Here is a 16,823-nt window from a genome sequence, read left to right as displayed (position 1 = left end):
AGATTTTTATGCCCGTGACGATTAAAGATGTGGCTAAAGCAGCAGGTGTCTCACCTTCAACTGTTACCCGCGTCATTCAAAATAAATCAACGATTAGTGATGAAACCAAAAAACGAGTTCGCAAGGCGATGAAGGAGCTCAACTACCATCCCAACCTCAATGCTCGTAGCTTGGTAAGTAGCTATACTCAGGTAATCGGTCTGGTGCTCCCTGACGACTCGGATGCCTTTTACCAAAATCCTTTCTTCCCATCTGTTCTACGAGGGATCGCCCAAGTGGCATCTGAGAACCACTATGCTATTCAGATTGCAACTGGGAAAGATGCAAAAGAGCGACTCAAAGCTATTTCCCAGATGGTCTATGGTAAGCGTGTAGATGGTTTGATTTTCCTCTATGCCCAAGAAGAGGATCCTTTGGTTAAACTAGTAGCCGATGAGCAATTTCCTTTCCTTATCTTAGGTAAATCTCTATCTCCCTTCATTCCGCTTGTCGATAATGACAATGTCCAGGCAGGTTTTGATGCGACAGAATATTTCATCAAAAAAGGATGCAAGCGAATTGCCTTCATCGGAGGAACCAAAAAACTTTTCGTAACACAAGATCGTCTAATGGGTTATGAGTTAGCTCTTAAACAATACCAACTTCCTATTGATCCCAATCTGACCTACTTTGCGACCGAATTTCTTGAAGATAATGGTTATCGCTTTAGTAAACTTCTCTTCGAACATGATCCAAATATTGATGCTATTATTACTATTGATAGCCTTCTTGCTGCAGGGGTCTGTGATTACATCGCAAAACACCAACTGGATGTCCCTGTCCTCAGCTTTGACTCGGTCAACCCTAAACTGAACTTGGCAGCCTATGTGGATATCAATAGTTTAGAACTCGGGCGCGTTTCCTTTGAAACCATTCTCCAGATCATCAACGATGCTAAAAACAATAAACAGATTTGTTACCGCCAGTTGATTGGACACAAAATTATCGAAAAATAAAGACCAGCCCCAAGGCTGGTCTTTTGAGTATTATTAATTGTCTGTTTCTACGAATCGTCCTAGGATGTGGACATTTTCGGATACAGAGACAAAGGCTGTCGGATCGACCTGTTTCATGATGTGTTTAAAATCATTAAACTCTGCTCGTGTGATAACTGTAATCAAGACTGCTTTTCTCTCATGATTATAGGTTCCTTCTGCATCGTGGATCATGGTTGCTCCGCGGTGCAATTTTTTATGGATTTTTGCAATTACCTTGTCAGGATTATTGGTCACAATCATGGCCTGCATGCGTTTTTGCTTGGTAAAGACCGCGTCTGTCACACGACTGGAGACAAAGATAGTAATCATGGAGTAGAGGGCGTATTTCCAACCAAAGGTCAATCCTGCTATCAGCATGATGGTTCCATTTACTAGGAAAGAAATACTACCGACATTCTTACCCGTTTTCTTTCGAATGGTCAGACTGACGATATCTGTACCTCCGCTAGAAATATTGTTACGGAGCGCAAAACCAATCCCCAAGCCCATGACAACACCCCCAAAAAGAGCATTGATAATGGGATCCTCTGTCAAGGTCACAACTGGTACAAGCTGGATAAAGAGGGAACTCATGGATACTGTGATAAAGGTAAAGATTGTAAACTTATGCCCAATCTGATACCAAGCCAAAATCATCAACGGAAAATTGATAGCATAAAAGGTTAGCGATATCGGAATGTAAAAACCAAACCAGTGATTACTCAAGGCAGAGATAATCTGTGCCAGACCTGTCGCACCACTGGAGTAAACGTGCCCTGGTTGAAAAAAGAAATTGACTGCTACTGCTGACAGAAAGCCATAAACCAGAGAAGCCGATACTTTCTCATCATATTTTTCCCGAGAGATACTTTGTAAAACTCGTAAGATTTTTATCTGATAAGCAAAGCGGCGCAGATAATAGCGCCACCGCTTAATTCGTTTTGCTTGTTTCATCTTCTTCTACTTGTAAGCTGAGTTCCTCTAGTTGTTTGAGAGCGACTGTTGATGGAGCTTGAGTCATTGGGTCTGTTGCCTTATTGTTCTTAGGAAAGGCAATGACTTCACGAATATTTTCTTCTCCTGCTAAGAGCATCACAAAACGGTCAAGACCGATAGCCAAGCCACCGTGGGGTGGGAAACCATAGTCCATGGCTTCAAGAAGGAAGCCAAACTGGTCATTTGCTTCTTCAGCTGAGAAACCAAGAGCCTTAAACATGCGTTCTTGAAGGTCTTTTTGGTTGATACGAAGACTACCACCACCAAGCTCATAACCATTCAAAACGATATCGTAGGCAATGGCTCGAACCTTAGCCAAATCACCTTCTAATTCGTGAGCTGTTTCTTCCTGTGGAAGAGTAAATGGATGGTGGGCGCTCATGTAGCGACCTTCTTCTTCAGACCATTCAAACATTGGCCAATCAACCACCCAAAGGAAGTTGAACTTATCGTTATCAATCAAGCCAAGCTCTTTGGCGATACGGCCACGAAGGGCGCCTAGTGTTGCATTGGCCACTTCAAGCGTATCCGCCACAAAGAGAACCAAGTCCTTATCTTCAAGACCAAGTGCTGCAGTCAATTCTGCTTGGATACCAGTCAAGAATTTGGCAACTGGTCCGTTTAATTCTCCATCAACCACCTTAACCCAAGCAAGACCTTTGGCACCGTACTGTTTGGCTACTTCGGTCATCTTGTCGATGTCTTTACGTGAATAGTTATCCGCAGCTCCTTTGACTACAATGGCTTTAACGGCAGGTGCTTCTGAAAAGACTTTGAAATCAACACCCTTGACAACTTCTGTCAAGTCCTGAAGCAACATGTCAAAACGGGTATCTGGCTTATCAGAACCATAAAGAGACATCGCGTCATCATACTTCATACGAGGAAATGGAAGCGTCACGTCGATGCCTTTTGTTTCTTTCATCACGCGTGCAATCAAGCCTTCTGTAATATCTTGGATCTCCTGCTCCGTAAGGAAGGATGTTTCCAAGTCGACCTGAGTGAACTCAGGCTGGCGGTCACCACGCAAGTCCTCGTCACGGAAACATTTGACGATTTGGTAATAACGGTCAAAACCAGCATTCATCAACAACTGTTTTGTAATCTGTGGGCTCTGAGGAAGAGCGTAGAAATGCCCTTTATTGACACGAGATGGCACCAAATAGTCACGTGCCCCTTCTGGCGTTGATTTAGAAAGGAATGGCGTCTCCACATCGATAAACTCCAACTCATCCAAGTAGTTACGGATTGAGTGGGTCACCTTGGCACGAAGCTTAAGGTTTTCTAGCATTTCTGGACGACGAAGGTCAAGGTAACGGTAACGCAAACGTGTATCGTCATTGGCCTCAATCCCATCTTTAATCTCAAAAGGCGTTGTTTTAGCTGTATTAAGCACTGTCAAAGCTGTCACGTTTAACTCAACCGCACCAGTCGGCAATTTATCATTGGCTTGCTCACGCGCAACGACTTGACCAGTCACCTCGATAACAAATTCGCTACGAAGGCTTTCAGCTGTTGCCATAACCTCTGCAGATACTTTTTCAGGGTTGATAACCAACTGCATGATTCCTTCACGGTCACGAAGGTCGATAAAGATCAAACCACCAAGGTCACGACGACGGCTAACCCAGCCTTTCAAGGTCATTTCTTGTCCGATGTGTTCCTCACGAACACGACCAGCATACATACTACGTTTCATGTTTTCTCTCCTCTTTTATTCTGTTACTATTTTACCATAAAAGCGCAGGCACTTCATGAAAATCAGCAGAAAAGTTTGATTGTCTTTAGTAATCAAAACAAACAGACAAAAAATCCGATGAAAACGTCATCGGATTCTCTGATTATGATTCTTAACCTTTTTTACGCTTTTCAGCAATCTCAGCTGCCTTTTTAGGTAGAACAATCTCCGTCGCATAAGCTGTCGCAAAACGCAAGACACCTGCAATAGGCGCAAAGACAACCGCTAGATAGTTGTAAAAGAAGTCGCCTTTAAAGGCATAGGCAAGTGCCCCGATGATAAAGAAGAGAACGACCGCCTGTATCACTGCTAATAAAATTACTCGTTTCATGTGACCTCCTGACTCTATTATAGCATGAGTATCATCAAAAAGCCGATTAAATTATTCAAAGCGTGGAGAGAAATGCTGTAAAGAAGACCTTTTCGGTTCACATAAGCTAGACCCAAACTCAATCCCAGACTGGCATAAACTAAAAACTGTTGCAAAGTCCCTGGAAAATGAATCAAGGCAAAAAGCACACTCGATACGAGGAGAAACAGAGCTGTCTGTTTGCCGTTGTTCTGCTTAGGAAAGAGATAGCGCGCTAACATCCCTCTAAAGATGAGTTCTTCCGTCAGAGGAGCAAAGACCACTACCATAAAGAAACCAAATACAGGCTGAGCCACTGTCAGTTGAGATACGATTTGTTGATTGACTGACGGATCTTCTGGCAAAAAGAACTGGGCTGTAATCGCCACTAGCAAAACCAGAGTAGGCAACCAAATATAACGATTAAAAATCGTCGTCTGGATGCTAACCTTTTCTGTCTGATACCATCTGTAAACTCCATAAACATAGGCCCCTGACAGGACGATATAGAGTGGCAAGACTCCAAAGATTGAAGCCCCTAGGTCAAGCGCTGATAAAGCCATACTCTGAACCAGACCATAGCCAAAGTAAAAGGATAGAATAGCTAGAAGAAACCAGCCAAGATTTTTAAGTAGTTTCATAAAAGACTCCTATTTGAAATAGCGTTTCACCATAGGTAACTGCATCACATTGATATAAATATGGATAGCTCCGACAAGCAATAAGGCGAGTAACTGAATCTCTCCTGTCAGTAAGGAAAAGAGATCAATTAGAATGTAGAGACCTGGCAAGACATAGTTATTTAATTGGAATAAAATCCGAAAACTCTGTTCCAAATTAGCTTGGCGCTCCCCTTCATCGTAAGAATTGATATAGTCCAAGACATCCTTTGGTGTAGAGAAAAATGCCAAATCAAACTGACGAACAATCGAAATGGTTTTATAAAGATATTTTTGAGCATTGAAAACCAACACTAATGCCAAAAAAGAAAGAGATAAGGTTAGATTGCTTCTATTTAGTACAATCTCTTCACTTACTGAAATGAAGAAAGCCAATAAAATCGCTACGCTTGCAATATTAAAAGCAATGGTTCCAAACTCGAGATTCCGATACATTTGCACATAATAGGTTTCATTCAGATCATCATCCATTTCCTCTTGATACAAGGAGTGAAATTTTCTGCTTTTCTTTAAGAAATTGAACGTCAAAAGAATGCTAATGAAACCTATCAGTAAACAAATAGCTGATATCCAGGGTATCAAGACTTTTACATCTAACATAATTCCGTGGGATTCGGCACGTGCCTTAAAAATCCCTATAAACATGCCCAAGAAACCTCCAAAGACAACAGCTGCTAAAAACAATAATAATCCACGTTTCTTTTTCATATTCACCCTCCCTCTAAACTAAGCCAGCCAACCACTGACCAAAGGCTTTACCTGATTCAAAAATAGCTGTCAAGCCTTCTGTTCCAAGTGACACCAAAATCAAACAAACAGCAAGTAAGAGAATAGCTTGGTTTCTAGCTTTTTTTGCTCCATCCCCCAAGGGTTCATTGCCAAGCCAACCTGCTAGATAAGCATAGGCTGTAACTGTTAAAATACCAATCTCTGTAGAAGAGAGAAACAACAAAACTGTCACCAAACGAACGATATTGGCTTGAATGTTAAAATAATTTCCTAAACCTGCACAAACACCTGCAAGTGCTTTGTGTTCAGTATCGACTTGAAAACCCGCTGAAAACTCTTTCATAACTTTTCTCCTTTTTCACTTGCTAGATTTTTGAATTTCTTTTCAATCCAGTCAACTACTGGGATGAGAGCAAAGTAGGCCCAAACAAATTGGTCGCTTTGATATGGATTAAACCAGCCTAGGTCCATCCCAATCAGTAGAAATACGCTGACTAATAGAGCTATGGCAACTACATAATAGATTACTTTATACTTGTTCATCATTTTTCTCCTTTTTCTTCAACCGATTGAAAATGGACAAGAGGACTAAATTAATCCAAAACAAATACTTACTTTCAACAAAATAGAACCAACCCAGTAATGTTCCAATCATAGCAAAAGCATTCACAATAAAGGCAAAAACACTCATATAATAAATTACTTTATACTTGTTCATCACTCGTCCTCCTCTATACGAAATACCGACTCGACTGGTTCATTGAATATCTGTGAAATCTTCAGGGCAATCACAATGGACGGGGTGTATTCGTCCCGTTCTAGTAGGCTAATGGTCTGTCTGGAAACTCCTGCTAACTTGGCCAGTTCGGTTTGATTGAGACCATCGCGAGCCCGAAGCTCTTTTAAACGATTTTTAAGCATTCCTTTCTCCTTTACTCTTAACTTGCTTACATTGTAACACATCCTTTTCTTTTTGACAAGTATATTTGTCAAAAAGTTTAAGATTTTTGTCGTTTTGCAAAAGAAAAAGGTCAGGAGTAAGGTCCTGACCAGTTTTTCTACTATTAAAAGCCTAATTTTTCAAATATTTCTGAAAAGTTTTGGCTAATGGTCTCAAGTGATACTTGAACTTCTTCTCGAGTTTGGTTGTTCTTGACTGTCACTTGTCCGCTTTCGACTTCGCTCTCTCCGAGAGTGATGAGGGTCTTAGCAGCAAAGACATCGGCTGACTTGAACTGAGCTTTGAGCTTCCGATTAAGGTAATCACGCTCTGCTTTAAAACCTTGTTGGCGAAGGGCTTGTACCAATTCCAAGGCCTTGACATTTGCTCCTTCACCCAAGACTGCGATATAAACATCTAGGGCGTTTTCAATAGGAAGGGCCACACCTTGCTTTTCAAGGATAAGAAGCAGGCGCTCTACACCAAGTCCAAATCCAAATCCAGCAGTTTCAGGACCACCAAAGTAGGCAACCAAACCATCGTAGCGACCACCCGCACAGACCGTCAAGTTATTGCCCTCGATCTCAGTGATAAACTCGAAAATCGTGTGGTTGTAGTAGTCCAGACCACGCACCATATTGGTATCAATGATGTAATCTACTCTAAGATTTTCCAACATTTGACGCACAGCATCAAAGTGAGCTTGGCTTTCTTCATCAAGGAAGTCCAATATAGACGGCGCATTTTCTACTGCCACCTTGTCTTCTTTTTCCTTAGAGTCCAAGACACGGAGAGGATTTTCCTCCAAACGACGTTGGCTATCCTTAGACAAGGTCTCCTTGAGCGGTGTCAAATAGTCGATCAAGGCTTGACGGTAGGCTGCACGGCTCTCAGGATTTCCGAGAGTGTTGAGGTGTAGTTTGACACCTTGAATGCCGATTTCTTTCAAGAAATGAGCTGCCATAGCGATGGTTTCCACATCGGTAGCTGGATTGCTAGAGCCAAAGCACTCGACACCAATCTGGTGGAACTGGCGCAAACGACCTGCCTGTGGACGCTCATAACGGAACATAGGGCCCATGTAGTAGAACTTACTTGGCTTTTGCACTTCTGGGGCGAAGAGTTTATTTTCCACATAGGAACGAACAACGGGCGCAGTTCCTTCTGGACGGAGGGTAATATGGCGATCACCCTTGTCATAAAAATCGTACATTTCCTTGGTTACGATATCGGTTGTATCCCCGACAGAGCGACTGATAACCTCGTAATGCTCAAAAATAGGCGTACGCACTTCTGCGTAGTTATAGCGCTTGAAAATCTCACGGGCAAAGCCCTCAACGTACTGCCACTTGGCAGACTCAGCAGGTAGAATATCCTGTGTTCCTTTTGGTTTTTGTAATTTCATAGGGAATCCTCTTTAAACTTAATAGTCTTATTTTACCATAAATAGAGGGATTAAAACAGTGAGAGGAGAAAATCGCAAGAGAGTCTTTTCAGAAAATTCATCAAAAACTTGCCAAATTGTCAGAATTATGAGAAAATAGAGGATATTTATCACGTGGAGGGACTGTAATGAGAGAGGATATCAAAATCAATGACCGTGCTTTGGCCTTGCAAGACCAAATTATCGAAAAACTAGAGAAGGTTTTTGATACAGATGTGGAATTGGATGTTTACAATCTAGGACTGATTTATGAAATCAATCTGGATGAAACGGGTCTCTGCAAGATTGTCATGACCTTCACTGACACCGCCTGCGATTGCGCCGAAAGCCTGCCTATCGAAATCGTTGCAGGTCTAAAACAAATCGAGGGTATCGAAGATGTCAAGGTTGAAGTTACCTGGTCTCCCGCTTGGAAGATTACACGAATCAGTCGCTACGGCCGTATTGCCCTTGGACTGCCACCTCGTTAATGAGGCAAATCACTTTTGAAGTTAAAAAGAAGCAAGCCGAAAATGGCTTGCTTTTTGAGTTTATTTTTTACCTGACTTGTCCATATTCCAGAAGTCTGTCACAGCTCCGCGAGAAGCGGATGATACGATGTGGGCATATTTACCGAGGACACCACGGCTATAGAGTGGTGGCAAGGTTGTTTCTGCCTTGCGTTTTTCAAGTTCTTCTTCGGATACAGCCATAGAAATTTCTTTAGTATCTTGATCTACCGTAACGATATCGCCTGTACGGAGGTAGGCAATCGGTCCACCATCCTGAGCTTCAGGTGCGATATGTCCAACAACCAGACCATAAGTACCACCAGAGAAGCGTCCGTCTGTCAAGAGGGCAACCTTGTCTCCTTGACCTTTACCAACGATCATGGATGAAAGTGAGAGCATCTCAGGCATACCAGGACCACCCTTAGGTCCAACAAAACGAACAACGACAACATCGCCATCAACGATTTCATCTGTCAGAACGGCCTGAATCGCATCTTCTTCTGAGTCAAAGACCTTAGCAGGTCCAACGTGACGACGCACTTTAACACCTGATACCTTGGCAACCGCACCGTCAGGGGCAAGGTTCCCGTTCAAGATGATAAGCGGACCGTCTGCACGTTTTGGATTTTCAAGTGGCATAATGACTTTTTGGCCTGGTGTAAGGTCTGCAAAGTCAGCCAAGTTTTCAGCGACTGTCTTACCAGTACATGTGATGCGGTCGCCATGAAGGAAACCATTTGCCAAGAGGTATTTCATAACCGCAGGCACACCACCGACTTCATAGAGGTCTTGGAAGACATACTGACCAGATGGTTTCAAGTCGGCCAAGTGAGGCACACGTTCTTGGATTGTATTGAAGTCCTCAAGGGACAAATCAACATTAGCCGCATGGGCAATAGCAAGCAAGTGAAGAGTGGCATTTGTAGAACCACCGAGAGCCATAGTTACAGTGATGGCATCTTCAAAGGCTTCACGAGTCAAGATATCAGATGGTTTGAGACCAAGCTCCAGCATCTTAACAACAGCACGTCCTGCTGCTTCGATATCTTCTTTCTTGTCAGCTGATTCAGCTGGGTGAGATGAAGAGCCTGGCAAGCTCATCCCTAGAACTTCGATAGCAGTCGCCATGGTATTAGCTGTGTACATACCACCACAACCACCAGGGCCAGGACAGGCATTACATTCAAGACGTTTCACGTCCTCAGCTGTCATGTCACCGTGGTTCCATTTTCCGATTCCCTCAAAGACAGAAACCAAGTCAATGTCTTTGCCATCAAGATTTCCCGGTGCAATGGTTCCACCATAGGCGAAAATAGCTGGAATATCCATATTGGCAATGGCAATCATAGAACCAGGCATGTTCTTGTCACAGCCACCGATAGCGACAAAGGCATCCACGTTGTGACCACCCATCGCAGCCTCAATAGAGTCCGCAATGATATCACGAGATGTCAAAGAGAAACGCATACCAGGCGTTCCCATGGCAATCCCGTCGGCTACCGTAATGGTTCCAAACTGCACAGGCCAAGCACCAGCAGATTTAACACCTTCTTTAGCCAATTTCCCAAAGTCATGCAAGTGAATATTACACGGTGTGTTTTCCGCCCAAGTCGAAATGACCCCAACAATCGGTGTTTCAAAGTCCTTATCTGTCATACCAGTCGCACGAAGCATGGCACGGTTAGGTGATTTTACCATGCTGTCATAGATGCTGCTGCGGTGACGTTTATCTAATTCTGTCATTCAAGTCCCTCCCATTTCAGTTTGTTCCATTATAGCACAATTTTCACATGAATAACAGAAGAAAATTTTTAAATTTTCGGACAATTCAACAGTATACGATAAAAAAATACAACTTTTTTTGTCAAGTAACTTTACTTTACAAAAAAGTTTTGATATACTATTAAAGTTGATGAAGATCAAACCTAATTGAATTTATATCTTAAAAGGAGAAAAACGAAATGGCAGTACCTGCACGTCGCACTTCAAAAGCGAAGAAAAACAAACGTCGTACACACTACAAAGTAACAGCTCCATCTGTAAACTTTGACGAAACTACTGGAGATTACTCACGTTCACACCGTGTATCACTTAAAGGATACTACAAAGGACGTAAGATCGCTAAAGCTGCATCAGCTGAATAATAGAAGGGAGATACCATGCGCGTAAATATTACACTTGAACACAAAGAATCTGGTGAACGCTTGTACCTTACTTCTAAAAACAAACGTAACACTCCAGACCGTCTTCAATTGAAGAAATACTCACCAAAACTTCGCAAACACGTTGTGTTTACAGAGGTGAAATAGGGATTCACTACACGTCAATAGATGTGAGGAACCTTGATTTTAAGCGATTCTTGAAATTCTAAATTTCACTACATTGCAATATAAATCAACCGAATCACTACCTTTTTCACTACCTTTTTTGAAATAAGAATAATGATTCGGATATGTAAAAGAAGAGGAGCTTTATTGTGAAGCTCCTCTTTTTTATTTGTTCTTTTACTTACAAATCGTAAGACCTGGTTTGGAAAGTATGGATTTCAGTTGGACTAAAAACAGCGTAATATAACGGCTTTTCAGAACTATATCTACTAATTAATTTCATAAAATATGAATCATTATTTTTTAAATAGGGGAATAGTTTAGGTCTGTAAGAATTAACTTATACACTTACAAGGTTTATTCTGATCGACTTTATAACTGTCTACGAAAAAAAGACAGAAATGAGAGATTGAGTGTGGGGAAAAAACTATTAGGTGTAGTTTCAATACTTCTACTAATGCTTTTGCTTATATTTAATGCAAGTAAATAGTCAATTCGTCCGAGCATTTCCTTCTCCATCTCCGTAGCAGAAAGTTGAGTTTATTTAACAAACTGATAAAATAATAGAGAAACTAGTTATTTCGAGGCCCAATCATGAACCTATCAAACGTATTTCAAAAATTATCCCCAAATACTCCCATCTTACAAGCTACCTTTGGTCTGGAGCGCGAATCTCTACGAATCAATACTGAAGGCCGTGTCGCTCAAACGCCACACCCTGAAAAATTGGGTTCTCGCAGTTTCCATCCCTATATCCAGACAGATTATAGCGAACCTCAACTAGAGCTCATTACACCGGTAGCACAGTCGACCACGGAAGCTCGTCGCTTCCTCGGGGCCATCACCGATGTGGCTATTCGCTCAATGGATAAGTCAGAATATCTTTGGCCTTTATCCATGCCACCTGTGATTGTAGAAGAAGAGATTCAGATTGCCCAGTTGGAAAGTGACTACGAGTATCAATACCGAGTTGGTTTGGCAGAACGCTACGGCAAATTGCTCCAGTCCATATCTGGAATTCACTATAATTTTGAACTCGGCAAAGATCTGACCCAGCAGCTCTTTGAAGTCAGTGACTATGACGATTTACTGACCTTCAAGAATGCCCTCTATCTCAAGTTAGCTCAGAACTTCTTGTGTTATCGCTGGCTCTTGACCTACCTTTACGGAGCAAGCCCGCTAGCAGAAAAAGGGTTTTTGACAGATGAAATTGGTTGCGTGCGGTCGATTCGTAACTCCAACTACGGCTATGTCAATGCCCCCGATGTTCACATTTCCTTCTCTTCACTGGAGCAATACGTGACCGACATCGAAAACGCTGTTGGATCTGGGCAACTGTCCTCTGAAAAAGAATTTTACTCTGCCATCCGTTTACGCGGTGCTAAGACTAGCCGGGACTTTTTGACTAAGGGCATCTCCTATCTAGAGTTCCGCAACTTTGACCTCAACCCCTTTGAGCCACTGGCAATCAGCCAAGAAACACTAGACACCACCCACCTCTTTGCACTCGCACTCTTGTGGCTAGACGACATGGAGCAAGTCGACGAAGAATTGGCAGTAGCTGCTACTCTCAACAACCAAATCGCTCTCAGCCATCCCCACACACCACTTCCTAAAGAGGCTGACCCTAAACCTATCGTGACAGCCATGAAGGGCATCGTCGCTCACTTTGGACTGGATGACTATTATAGCCAGCTTATCACTAAGGTGGAGGCCTCTCTTCTTGATCCACGTTTGACCCTTTCTGGAAAAATAGCAGAGCAGGTTGAAGAAGGGTCCCTTGAAAAATTTGGCCAACAACAAGGACAAGCCTTTCATGACTATGCTTGGACAGCACCTTATGCCCTCAAAGGCTATGAAAACGTGGAACTCTCCACCCAAATGATTCTCTTTGACGCCATTCAGCTGGGCTTGAACGTAGAAATTTTAGATGAGGAAGACCAATTTCTCAAACTCTGGCATGGTGACCATGTGGAGTACATTAAAAATAGCAACATGACATCCAAAGATAACTACGTAATTCCACTGGCCATGGCTAATAAGGTTGTGACCAAAAAGATTTTGGACAAGGCTGGTTTTCCAGTACCTGCGGGAGCAGAATTTGCTAACAAGGACGATGCCTTACGGTACTACGGACAAATAGCCAACTCTGCTATTGTTGTCAAACCCAAATCCACCAACTTCGGTCTGGGCATTTCCATCTTCCAAGAGTCAACAAGCCTTTCTGGCTATGAAAAAGCCCTAGACATCGCCTTTTCGGAAGATAGCCATGTGCTAGTCGAGGAGTTTGTGGCAGGGACCGAGTACCGTTTCTTTATCTTGGATGGAAAATGCGAGGCTGTCGTGCTCCGCGTTGCGGCCAATGTCGTAGGCGACGGAAGCTCAAGCATCCGAGAATTAGTCGAAAAGAAAAACCAAGACCCTCTGCGTGGTCGCGACCATCGCTCACCTCTTGAAATCATCAATCTGGGTGATATTGAATTACTCATGTTGGAACAGCAGGGTTACACACCTGATACAGTCTTGCCTAAAGGTAGCCAAACCTTTCTGCGTGGTAATTCTAATATCTCAACTGGAGGCGACTCCATTGACATGACTGACCAGATGGGCGAGAGTTACAAACAACTAGCTGCCGATATGGCGACTGCTATGGGGGCTTGGGCCTGTGGAGTCGATTTGATTATCCCAGACTACACCAAGCCTGCTAGTAAGGAGCTACCAAATTGCACCTGTATCGAACTCAACTTCAATCCTGCCATGTACCTGCACGCCTATACTTACGTAGGGCCAGGACAACGTATCACACCGAAAATTTTACGGAAGTTGTTTGGAGAGATATGAGAATAAGATCAGAGATTTTCTGAGCTTACTTTTTTATATTTGATAAATGGTAAAATATAGTGCAACAAAAAACTCATAGAGCCCAATCTCGTGTAAACTGTAAGTAACCACACTAAACAGAACACGGGAGAAATCTATAAGCTACCATCATATTACCATAATTGAGCGAATTAAGATAGAGACTTACCTAGAATTAGGTCTCAAACCCTGCCAAATAGCTAGAAAATTAGGCGTTCACAAATCAACCTTCTCAAGAGAATTAAGTGTGGTAATGACACTTACTCTGCACAAGCAGCACAAACACACAATGAACAATTGGCGAAGCAGAAGGGAAGAAAATCGAGTTAGACTCCTGTGAATTGAAGTAGGAAATTAAAGAGCGATTACAATCTTCATGGTCTCCTGAACAAATTTGTAGTCGTTATCAACTTGAAAATAGGTCCATGGTGTCCTTCAAAATCCAATTTGTAAAATTAAGCTAGAAAAAAAGCATCTCGTATTTTTGATACGAAATGCTTTTAATAAATGTAAATAAGTTTTAACGTTTACTAAATTGTGACGCTTTACGGGCCTTTTTCAAGCCTGGTTTGGAAAGTATGAATTTCAGTTGGACTAAAAACAGCGTAATATCAAGACTTTTCTCCGCTTTTATAAAAGCTTTTTTCCAATCAAATTCAACTAATTTTATCCGAATGGTGTGGATTTTACCCCCAAAATTACAGAGAATGGAGCTGATAAACACTAAACGTTCACACCATTAGTTAAATGATTTTTTGTTCATCATTTTTCTTAGATGATAGAACTTCTAATTTATTTCTTATTCAAGCAAAAACAACCTGCTATAAGTAAGAAAGAGGAAGATACAAGAAAAACACGGCGTAAAAACCGATTCAGTTCATTGTCCTCAGTCCTTGTCTGCCTCAATTTCTTTTACGATGTCATCTTGTGAATCTTTTTCAGAGAGTTTTTGATCGATATACTTGTCAATGTTTTCATAAAATTCCTTGGTCGCTTCACTATCTAATGTTGGCGAGTTCTGAACTTGATTCACTTTCAATTGAACAGATTGAATACCGTAAGAGGCTTGTTTTTGGTGGAGTGTTTCTAATTCTTCTTCTGAAATCGGATCTCCAACAACCGTCAAGACCAATTCATTGTTACTTGACTTGTAGACTTGATTAATAACCGTATAATTGGCGAACTCTTTTCCTACAAACTGTTTGATCCCTTCTTTGCGCGCTTGTTCTATTGTCAGAGTAACTGCCGAATAGCTAGCTGGAAGAATCAACAATACAATCAAAGAAATCAAGCCAATTCTCATTTTAATGCTCAGCTCTTTAAATGAAGTTAAAGGAGATTTTCTCATCAAAATTCTTGTTCCAACAATGTTGGCTAGCATGATAAAGACACAGTTGATCAAGAAAAGATAGAGAGCCCCCAATAAAAATCGTACATTCCCATTAGCTAAACCATAGCCAGCAGTACAGATAGGCGGCATCAAAGCTGTAGCAATGGCTACTCCTGGCACGATATTGTTTGCTTCTTTTTTCCTTGAACCGATCACACCAGCAATCCCACCAGCAATAGCAATGAGAACATCCCAAATGGTTGGAGAGGTTCGTGCGATCAACTCGCTACTTGCATAAGACAAGGGAGAAATCCAGAAATACAGAGTCGAGACAAGCAAACTGACCAACACTTGAGTCAATAAAACCTCTAGAGATTGCTTGATTAAACGCGTATCAAAAATAGCTAAACCGAATCCCAGTCCAACAATCGGTGTCATGAGAGGTGAAATTAACATGGCTCCAATAATAACAGCTGTTGAATTCATATTTAGTCCGATAGAGGCAATAAAAATTGCACACATCAAAATCGCTGTATCTCTCAATCGAACATGAAGGTCATCGTATAATTTCTCACGGTATTCCCGTGTTGAATAATTGGCAGTCATTTGTCCTCTCCTCTTTCCTTATTTAAATTGGTATAATAATTAAAAATAACAGCTGATAAACAGCCAAAAAATATGAGCCCATAAATCGTCAAGAAGACACTGGTAATCCTTCCAATCAAGGTCACAGCTAGGAGATCCCCGTAGCCGACAGTCGTCGAAGTCACAAAAGCATACCAAAGACCGTCTCCGTAATTTGTGATAGCAGGTTCAACTAGGAAAAGCACGCCTCCTGACCCAAAAACAAAGGTCACAAAACTCAGAGCAAACCGAGTAAAACCCGTAACCTGCATAATATGCCATAACATTTTTAAACGTTTCATTTGTTCTCCTTATTCATACTAGCTCCTGACCGAGCCGTTTTTTTCCAATAATCAAAGTGAAGATAGGACATGATCTCCATCAGAGAAAGATAGACAAACTGATAGATCTGATTTAAGCTGATTATCAACTGATATTGTTTGAAAAATGACTGGAAGAAAGACCAGATATGACTGTCTTGAATCAGTCCCTTCTTAATATCAGACAGGATATTAGCTAAAGCTCCCAAGGACTGAAACGGTAAATCCTTGACATTTATATAGATCCGGTCCACCACATCATTCAGACTGGTATCTTGGATGGCATGAAATTCTCCAAAGAGAACTCCTGCCGCTCCAAGAGTAGAAACAAATTCCACCAAATAATTTCTGAGGAAATTTTCTCAACCTTTTCCCATAATGTGTTTAGTGCCATCCATAACGATCCCAACCAGAAAAAGGAAAGAAAATAAGCAAAGAAATTTTGCCGTAAATCCCAAAAAGCTTGAAGACTTGGTGTCGTTGGTTTTTCTAACTCTAAAATCAAAATGGTCATAATAATTGCTAGAACAGCATCTGTCAATGCAATTAATCTATCTTTCTTCATCAGATTACGTTGCCTTTCATTTTGTAGTATTCTATCTCATCGTATAATATTTATTAATCTTAAATATTGGATAGTCACTTCATATTTTGAGTACAAACAAGATACACTAAAAAGCATGTATCTGTCATATTTTATTTAACTTTAGAAATATTCATCCATCTAATCAATAAATATATCATATTTCACAATAAATGACTACTATCAAAGATACATTTTCTTTCAGATTTCTCCCTTTTAAACTTGGCTAACTTGACCTGCATTACCTAGGTCGCTTTGCTTTAAATTATACTTTTTTCTTAAAGATTTGCTACGAGTAGTCTTTCATGTGAGTAATTTTTATCAAAAAATTTCATAGATAAGTCCTATATATAATCATGATAAAGTAGTAAAAATAGTTGTTATCCTAGTTGATTAA

The 16,823-nt window shown here is 41.4% G+C and carries 19 protein-coding genes and 2 pseudogenes; 6 read left to right on the top strand and 15 right to left on the bottom strand.

The window, feature by feature from the left end; translation table 11 throughout:
- Positions 1 to 8: 8 nt before the first annotated feature.
- Positions 9 to 995: a LacI family DNA-binding transcriptional regulator gene (locus tag M1F65_RS09735; protein ID WP_001145418.1), complete on the top strand. Its 987-nt coding sequence runs from the start codon at positions 9 to 11 to the stop codon at positions 993 to 995.
- Positions 996 to 1,028: 33 nt separating this feature from the next.
- Here M1F65_RS09735 and M1F65_RS09730 read toward each other — a convergent pair whose 3' ends face one another.
- From M1F65_RS09730 to hisS, 10 genes are all read right to left on the bottom strand, one after another.
- Positions 1,029 to 1,970: a YitT family protein gene (locus M1F65_RS09730; protein WP_000806299.1), complete on the bottom strand. Its 942-nt coding sequence runs from the start codon at positions 1,968 to 1,970 to the stop codon at positions 1,029 to 1,031.
- The gene (gene aspS / locus M1F65_RS09725; RefSeq protein ID WP_247925907.1) at positions 1,948 to 3,711 is read right to left on the bottom strand and encodes an aspartate--tRNA ligase; all 1,764 of its coding nucleotides are present in this window, start codon (positions 3,709 to 3,711) and stop codon (positions 1,948 to 1,950) included. Before aspS ends, M1F65_RS09730 begins: the two co-directional genes overlap by 23 nt.
- 151 nt (positions 3,712 to 3,862) lie before the next feature.
- A complete protein-coding gene (locus M1F65_RS09720; protein ID WP_000832178.1) occupies positions 3,863 to 4,081 on the bottom strand; it encodes a hypothetical protein in 219 nt (72 codons plus the stop codon).
- Positions 4,082 to 4,098: 17 nt separating this feature from the next.
- On the bottom strand, positions 4,099 to 4,740 hold the full coding sequence (locus M1F65_RS09715) for a CPBP family intramembrane glutamic endopeptidase (protein ID WP_049478388.1): 642 nt from the start codon (positions 4,738 to 4,740) through the stop codon (positions 4,099 to 4,101).
- Between the two features lie 9 nt (positions 4,741 to 4,749).
- A complete protein-coding gene (locus M1F65_RS09710) occupies positions 4,750 to 5,487 on the bottom strand; it encodes a DUF3169 family protein (RefSeq protein WP_061428474.1) in 738 nt (245 codons plus the stop codon).
- A gap of 13 nt (positions 5,488 to 5,500) precedes the next feature.
- Entirely contained in the window at positions 5,501 to 5,851 is a 351-nt protein-coding gene (locus M1F65_RS09705) for a PspC domain-containing protein (RefSeq protein WP_049478386.1), read from the bottom strand.
- Positions 5,848 to 6,051, bottom strand: a complete 204-nt coding sequence (locus M1F65_RS09700) for a hypothetical protein (protein WP_049478385.1) — start codon at positions 6,049 to 6,051, stop codon at positions 5,848 to 5,850. Before M1F65_RS09700 ends, M1F65_RS09705 begins: the two co-directional genes overlap by 4 nt.
- Positions 6,038 to 6,226: a hypothetical protein gene (locus M1F65_RS09695; RefSeq protein WP_001046120.1), complete on the bottom strand. Its 189-nt coding sequence runs from the start codon at positions 6,224 to 6,226 to the stop codon at positions 6,038 to 6,040. The genes M1F65_RS09700 and M1F65_RS09695 overlap by 14 nt, the downstream gene beginning before the upstream one ends.
- Positions 6,226 to 6,429, bottom strand: coding sequence for a helix-turn-helix transcriptional regulator (locus tag M1F65_RS09690; RefSeq protein WP_000916947.1), 204 nt, complete (start codon positions 6,427 to 6,429; stop codon positions 6,226 to 6,228). Before M1F65_RS09690 ends, M1F65_RS09695 begins: the two co-directional genes overlap by 1 nt.
- 143 nt (positions 6,430 to 6,572) lie before the next feature.
- Complete coding sequence (gene hisS / locus M1F65_RS09685) at positions 6,573 to 7,853, bottom strand: histidine--tRNA ligase (RefSeq protein ID WP_132972275.1); 1,281 nt, start codon at positions 7,851 to 7,853, stop codon at positions 6,573 to 6,575.
- Positions 7,854 to 8,020: 167 nt separating this feature from the next.
- Between hisS and M1F65_RS09680 the strand changes: the two genes are divergently transcribed.
- Positions 8,021 to 8,362: a metal-sulfur cluster assembly factor gene (locus tag M1F65_RS09680; protein WP_001206380.1), complete on the top strand. Its 342-nt coding sequence runs from the start codon at positions 8,021 to 8,023 to the stop codon at positions 8,360 to 8,362.
- Between the two features lie 60 nt (positions 8,363 to 8,422).
- On the opposite strand, the gene ilvD is transcribed toward M1F65_RS09680, so the two are convergent.
- Positions 8,423 to 10,126, bottom strand: coding sequence for a dihydroxy-acid dehydratase (ilvD, locus tag M1F65_RS09675; protein ID WP_000137343.1), 1,704 nt, complete (start codon positions 10,124 to 10,126; stop codon positions 8,423 to 8,425).
- Positions 10,127 to 10,344: 218 nt separating this feature from the next.
- Between ilvD and rpmF the strand changes: the two genes are divergently transcribed.
- From rpmF to M1F65_RS10075, 4 genes and pseudogenes are all read left to right on the top strand, one after another.
- Entirely contained in the window at positions 10,345 to 10,527 is a 183-nt protein-coding gene (gene rpmF / locus M1F65_RS09670) for a 50S ribosomal protein L32 (RefSeq protein WP_000290417.1), read from the top strand.
- A 15-nt stretch (positions 10,528 to 10,542) separates the two neighbouring features.
- A complete protein-coding gene (gene rpmG / locus M1F65_RS09665; protein WP_001265622.1) occupies positions 10,543 to 10,692 on the top strand; it encodes a 50S ribosomal protein L33 in 150 nt (49 codons plus the stop codon).
- Positions 10,693 to 11,304: 612 nt separating this feature from the next.
- A complete protein-coding gene (gene gshAB, locus M1F65_RS09660) occupies positions 11,305 to 13,551 on the top strand; it encodes a bifunctional glutamate--cysteine ligase GshA/glutathione synthetase GshB (RefSeq protein ID WP_247925906.1) in 2,247 nt (748 codons plus the stop codon).
- A 136-nt stretch (positions 13,552 to 13,687) separates the two neighbouring features.
- Positions 13,688 to 14,009 (top strand): annotated as a pseudogene (locus tag M1F65_RS10075) (transposase); the annotation flags it as partial.
- A gap of 446 nt (positions 14,010 to 14,455) precedes the next feature.
- On the opposite strand, the gene M1F65_RS09655 reads toward M1F65_RS10075, so the two are convergent.
- The 4 genes and pseudogenes from M1F65_RS09655 to M1F65_RS09640 all read right to left on the bottom strand — a co-directional run.
- Positions 14,456 to 15,505, bottom strand: a complete 1,050-nt coding sequence (locus M1F65_RS09655; protein ID WP_247925905.1) for a DUF389 domain-containing protein — start codon at positions 15,503 to 15,505, stop codon at positions 14,456 to 14,458.
- Positions 15,502 to 15,825 (bottom strand): potassium channel family protein, encoded by a 324-nt coding sequence (locus M1F65_RS09650; protein ID WP_000825751.1) that lies wholly within the window; start codon positions 15,823 to 15,825, stop codon positions 15,502 to 15,504. Before M1F65_RS09650 ends, M1F65_RS09655 begins: the two co-directional genes overlap by 4 nt.
- The gene (locus M1F65_RS09645; RefSeq protein ID WP_000397555.1) at positions 15,822 to 16,181 is read right to left on the bottom strand and encodes a hypothetical protein; all 360 of its coding nucleotides are present in this window, start codon (positions 16,179 to 16,181) and stop codon (positions 15,822 to 15,824) included. The genes M1F65_RS09650 and M1F65_RS09645 overlap by 4 nt, the downstream gene beginning before the upstream one ends.
- A pseudogene (locus M1F65_RS09640) lies at positions 16,163 to 16,408 on the bottom strand (TMEM175 family protein); the annotation flags it as partial. The gene M1F65_RS09645 and the pseudogene M1F65_RS09640, both read right to left, overlap by 19 nt.
- Positions 16,409 to 16,823: the final 415 nt, after the last annotated feature.

Source organism: Streptococcus oralis (assembly GCF_023109195.1).
In the GTDB taxonomy this organism is placed as follows: Bacteria; Bacillota; Bacilli; order Lactobacillales; family Streptococcaceae; genus Streptococcus; species Streptococcus oralis_BV.
Note: the sequence above shows the minus strand (reverse complement) of the source record. Positions and strands in the feature narration are given on the sequence as shown.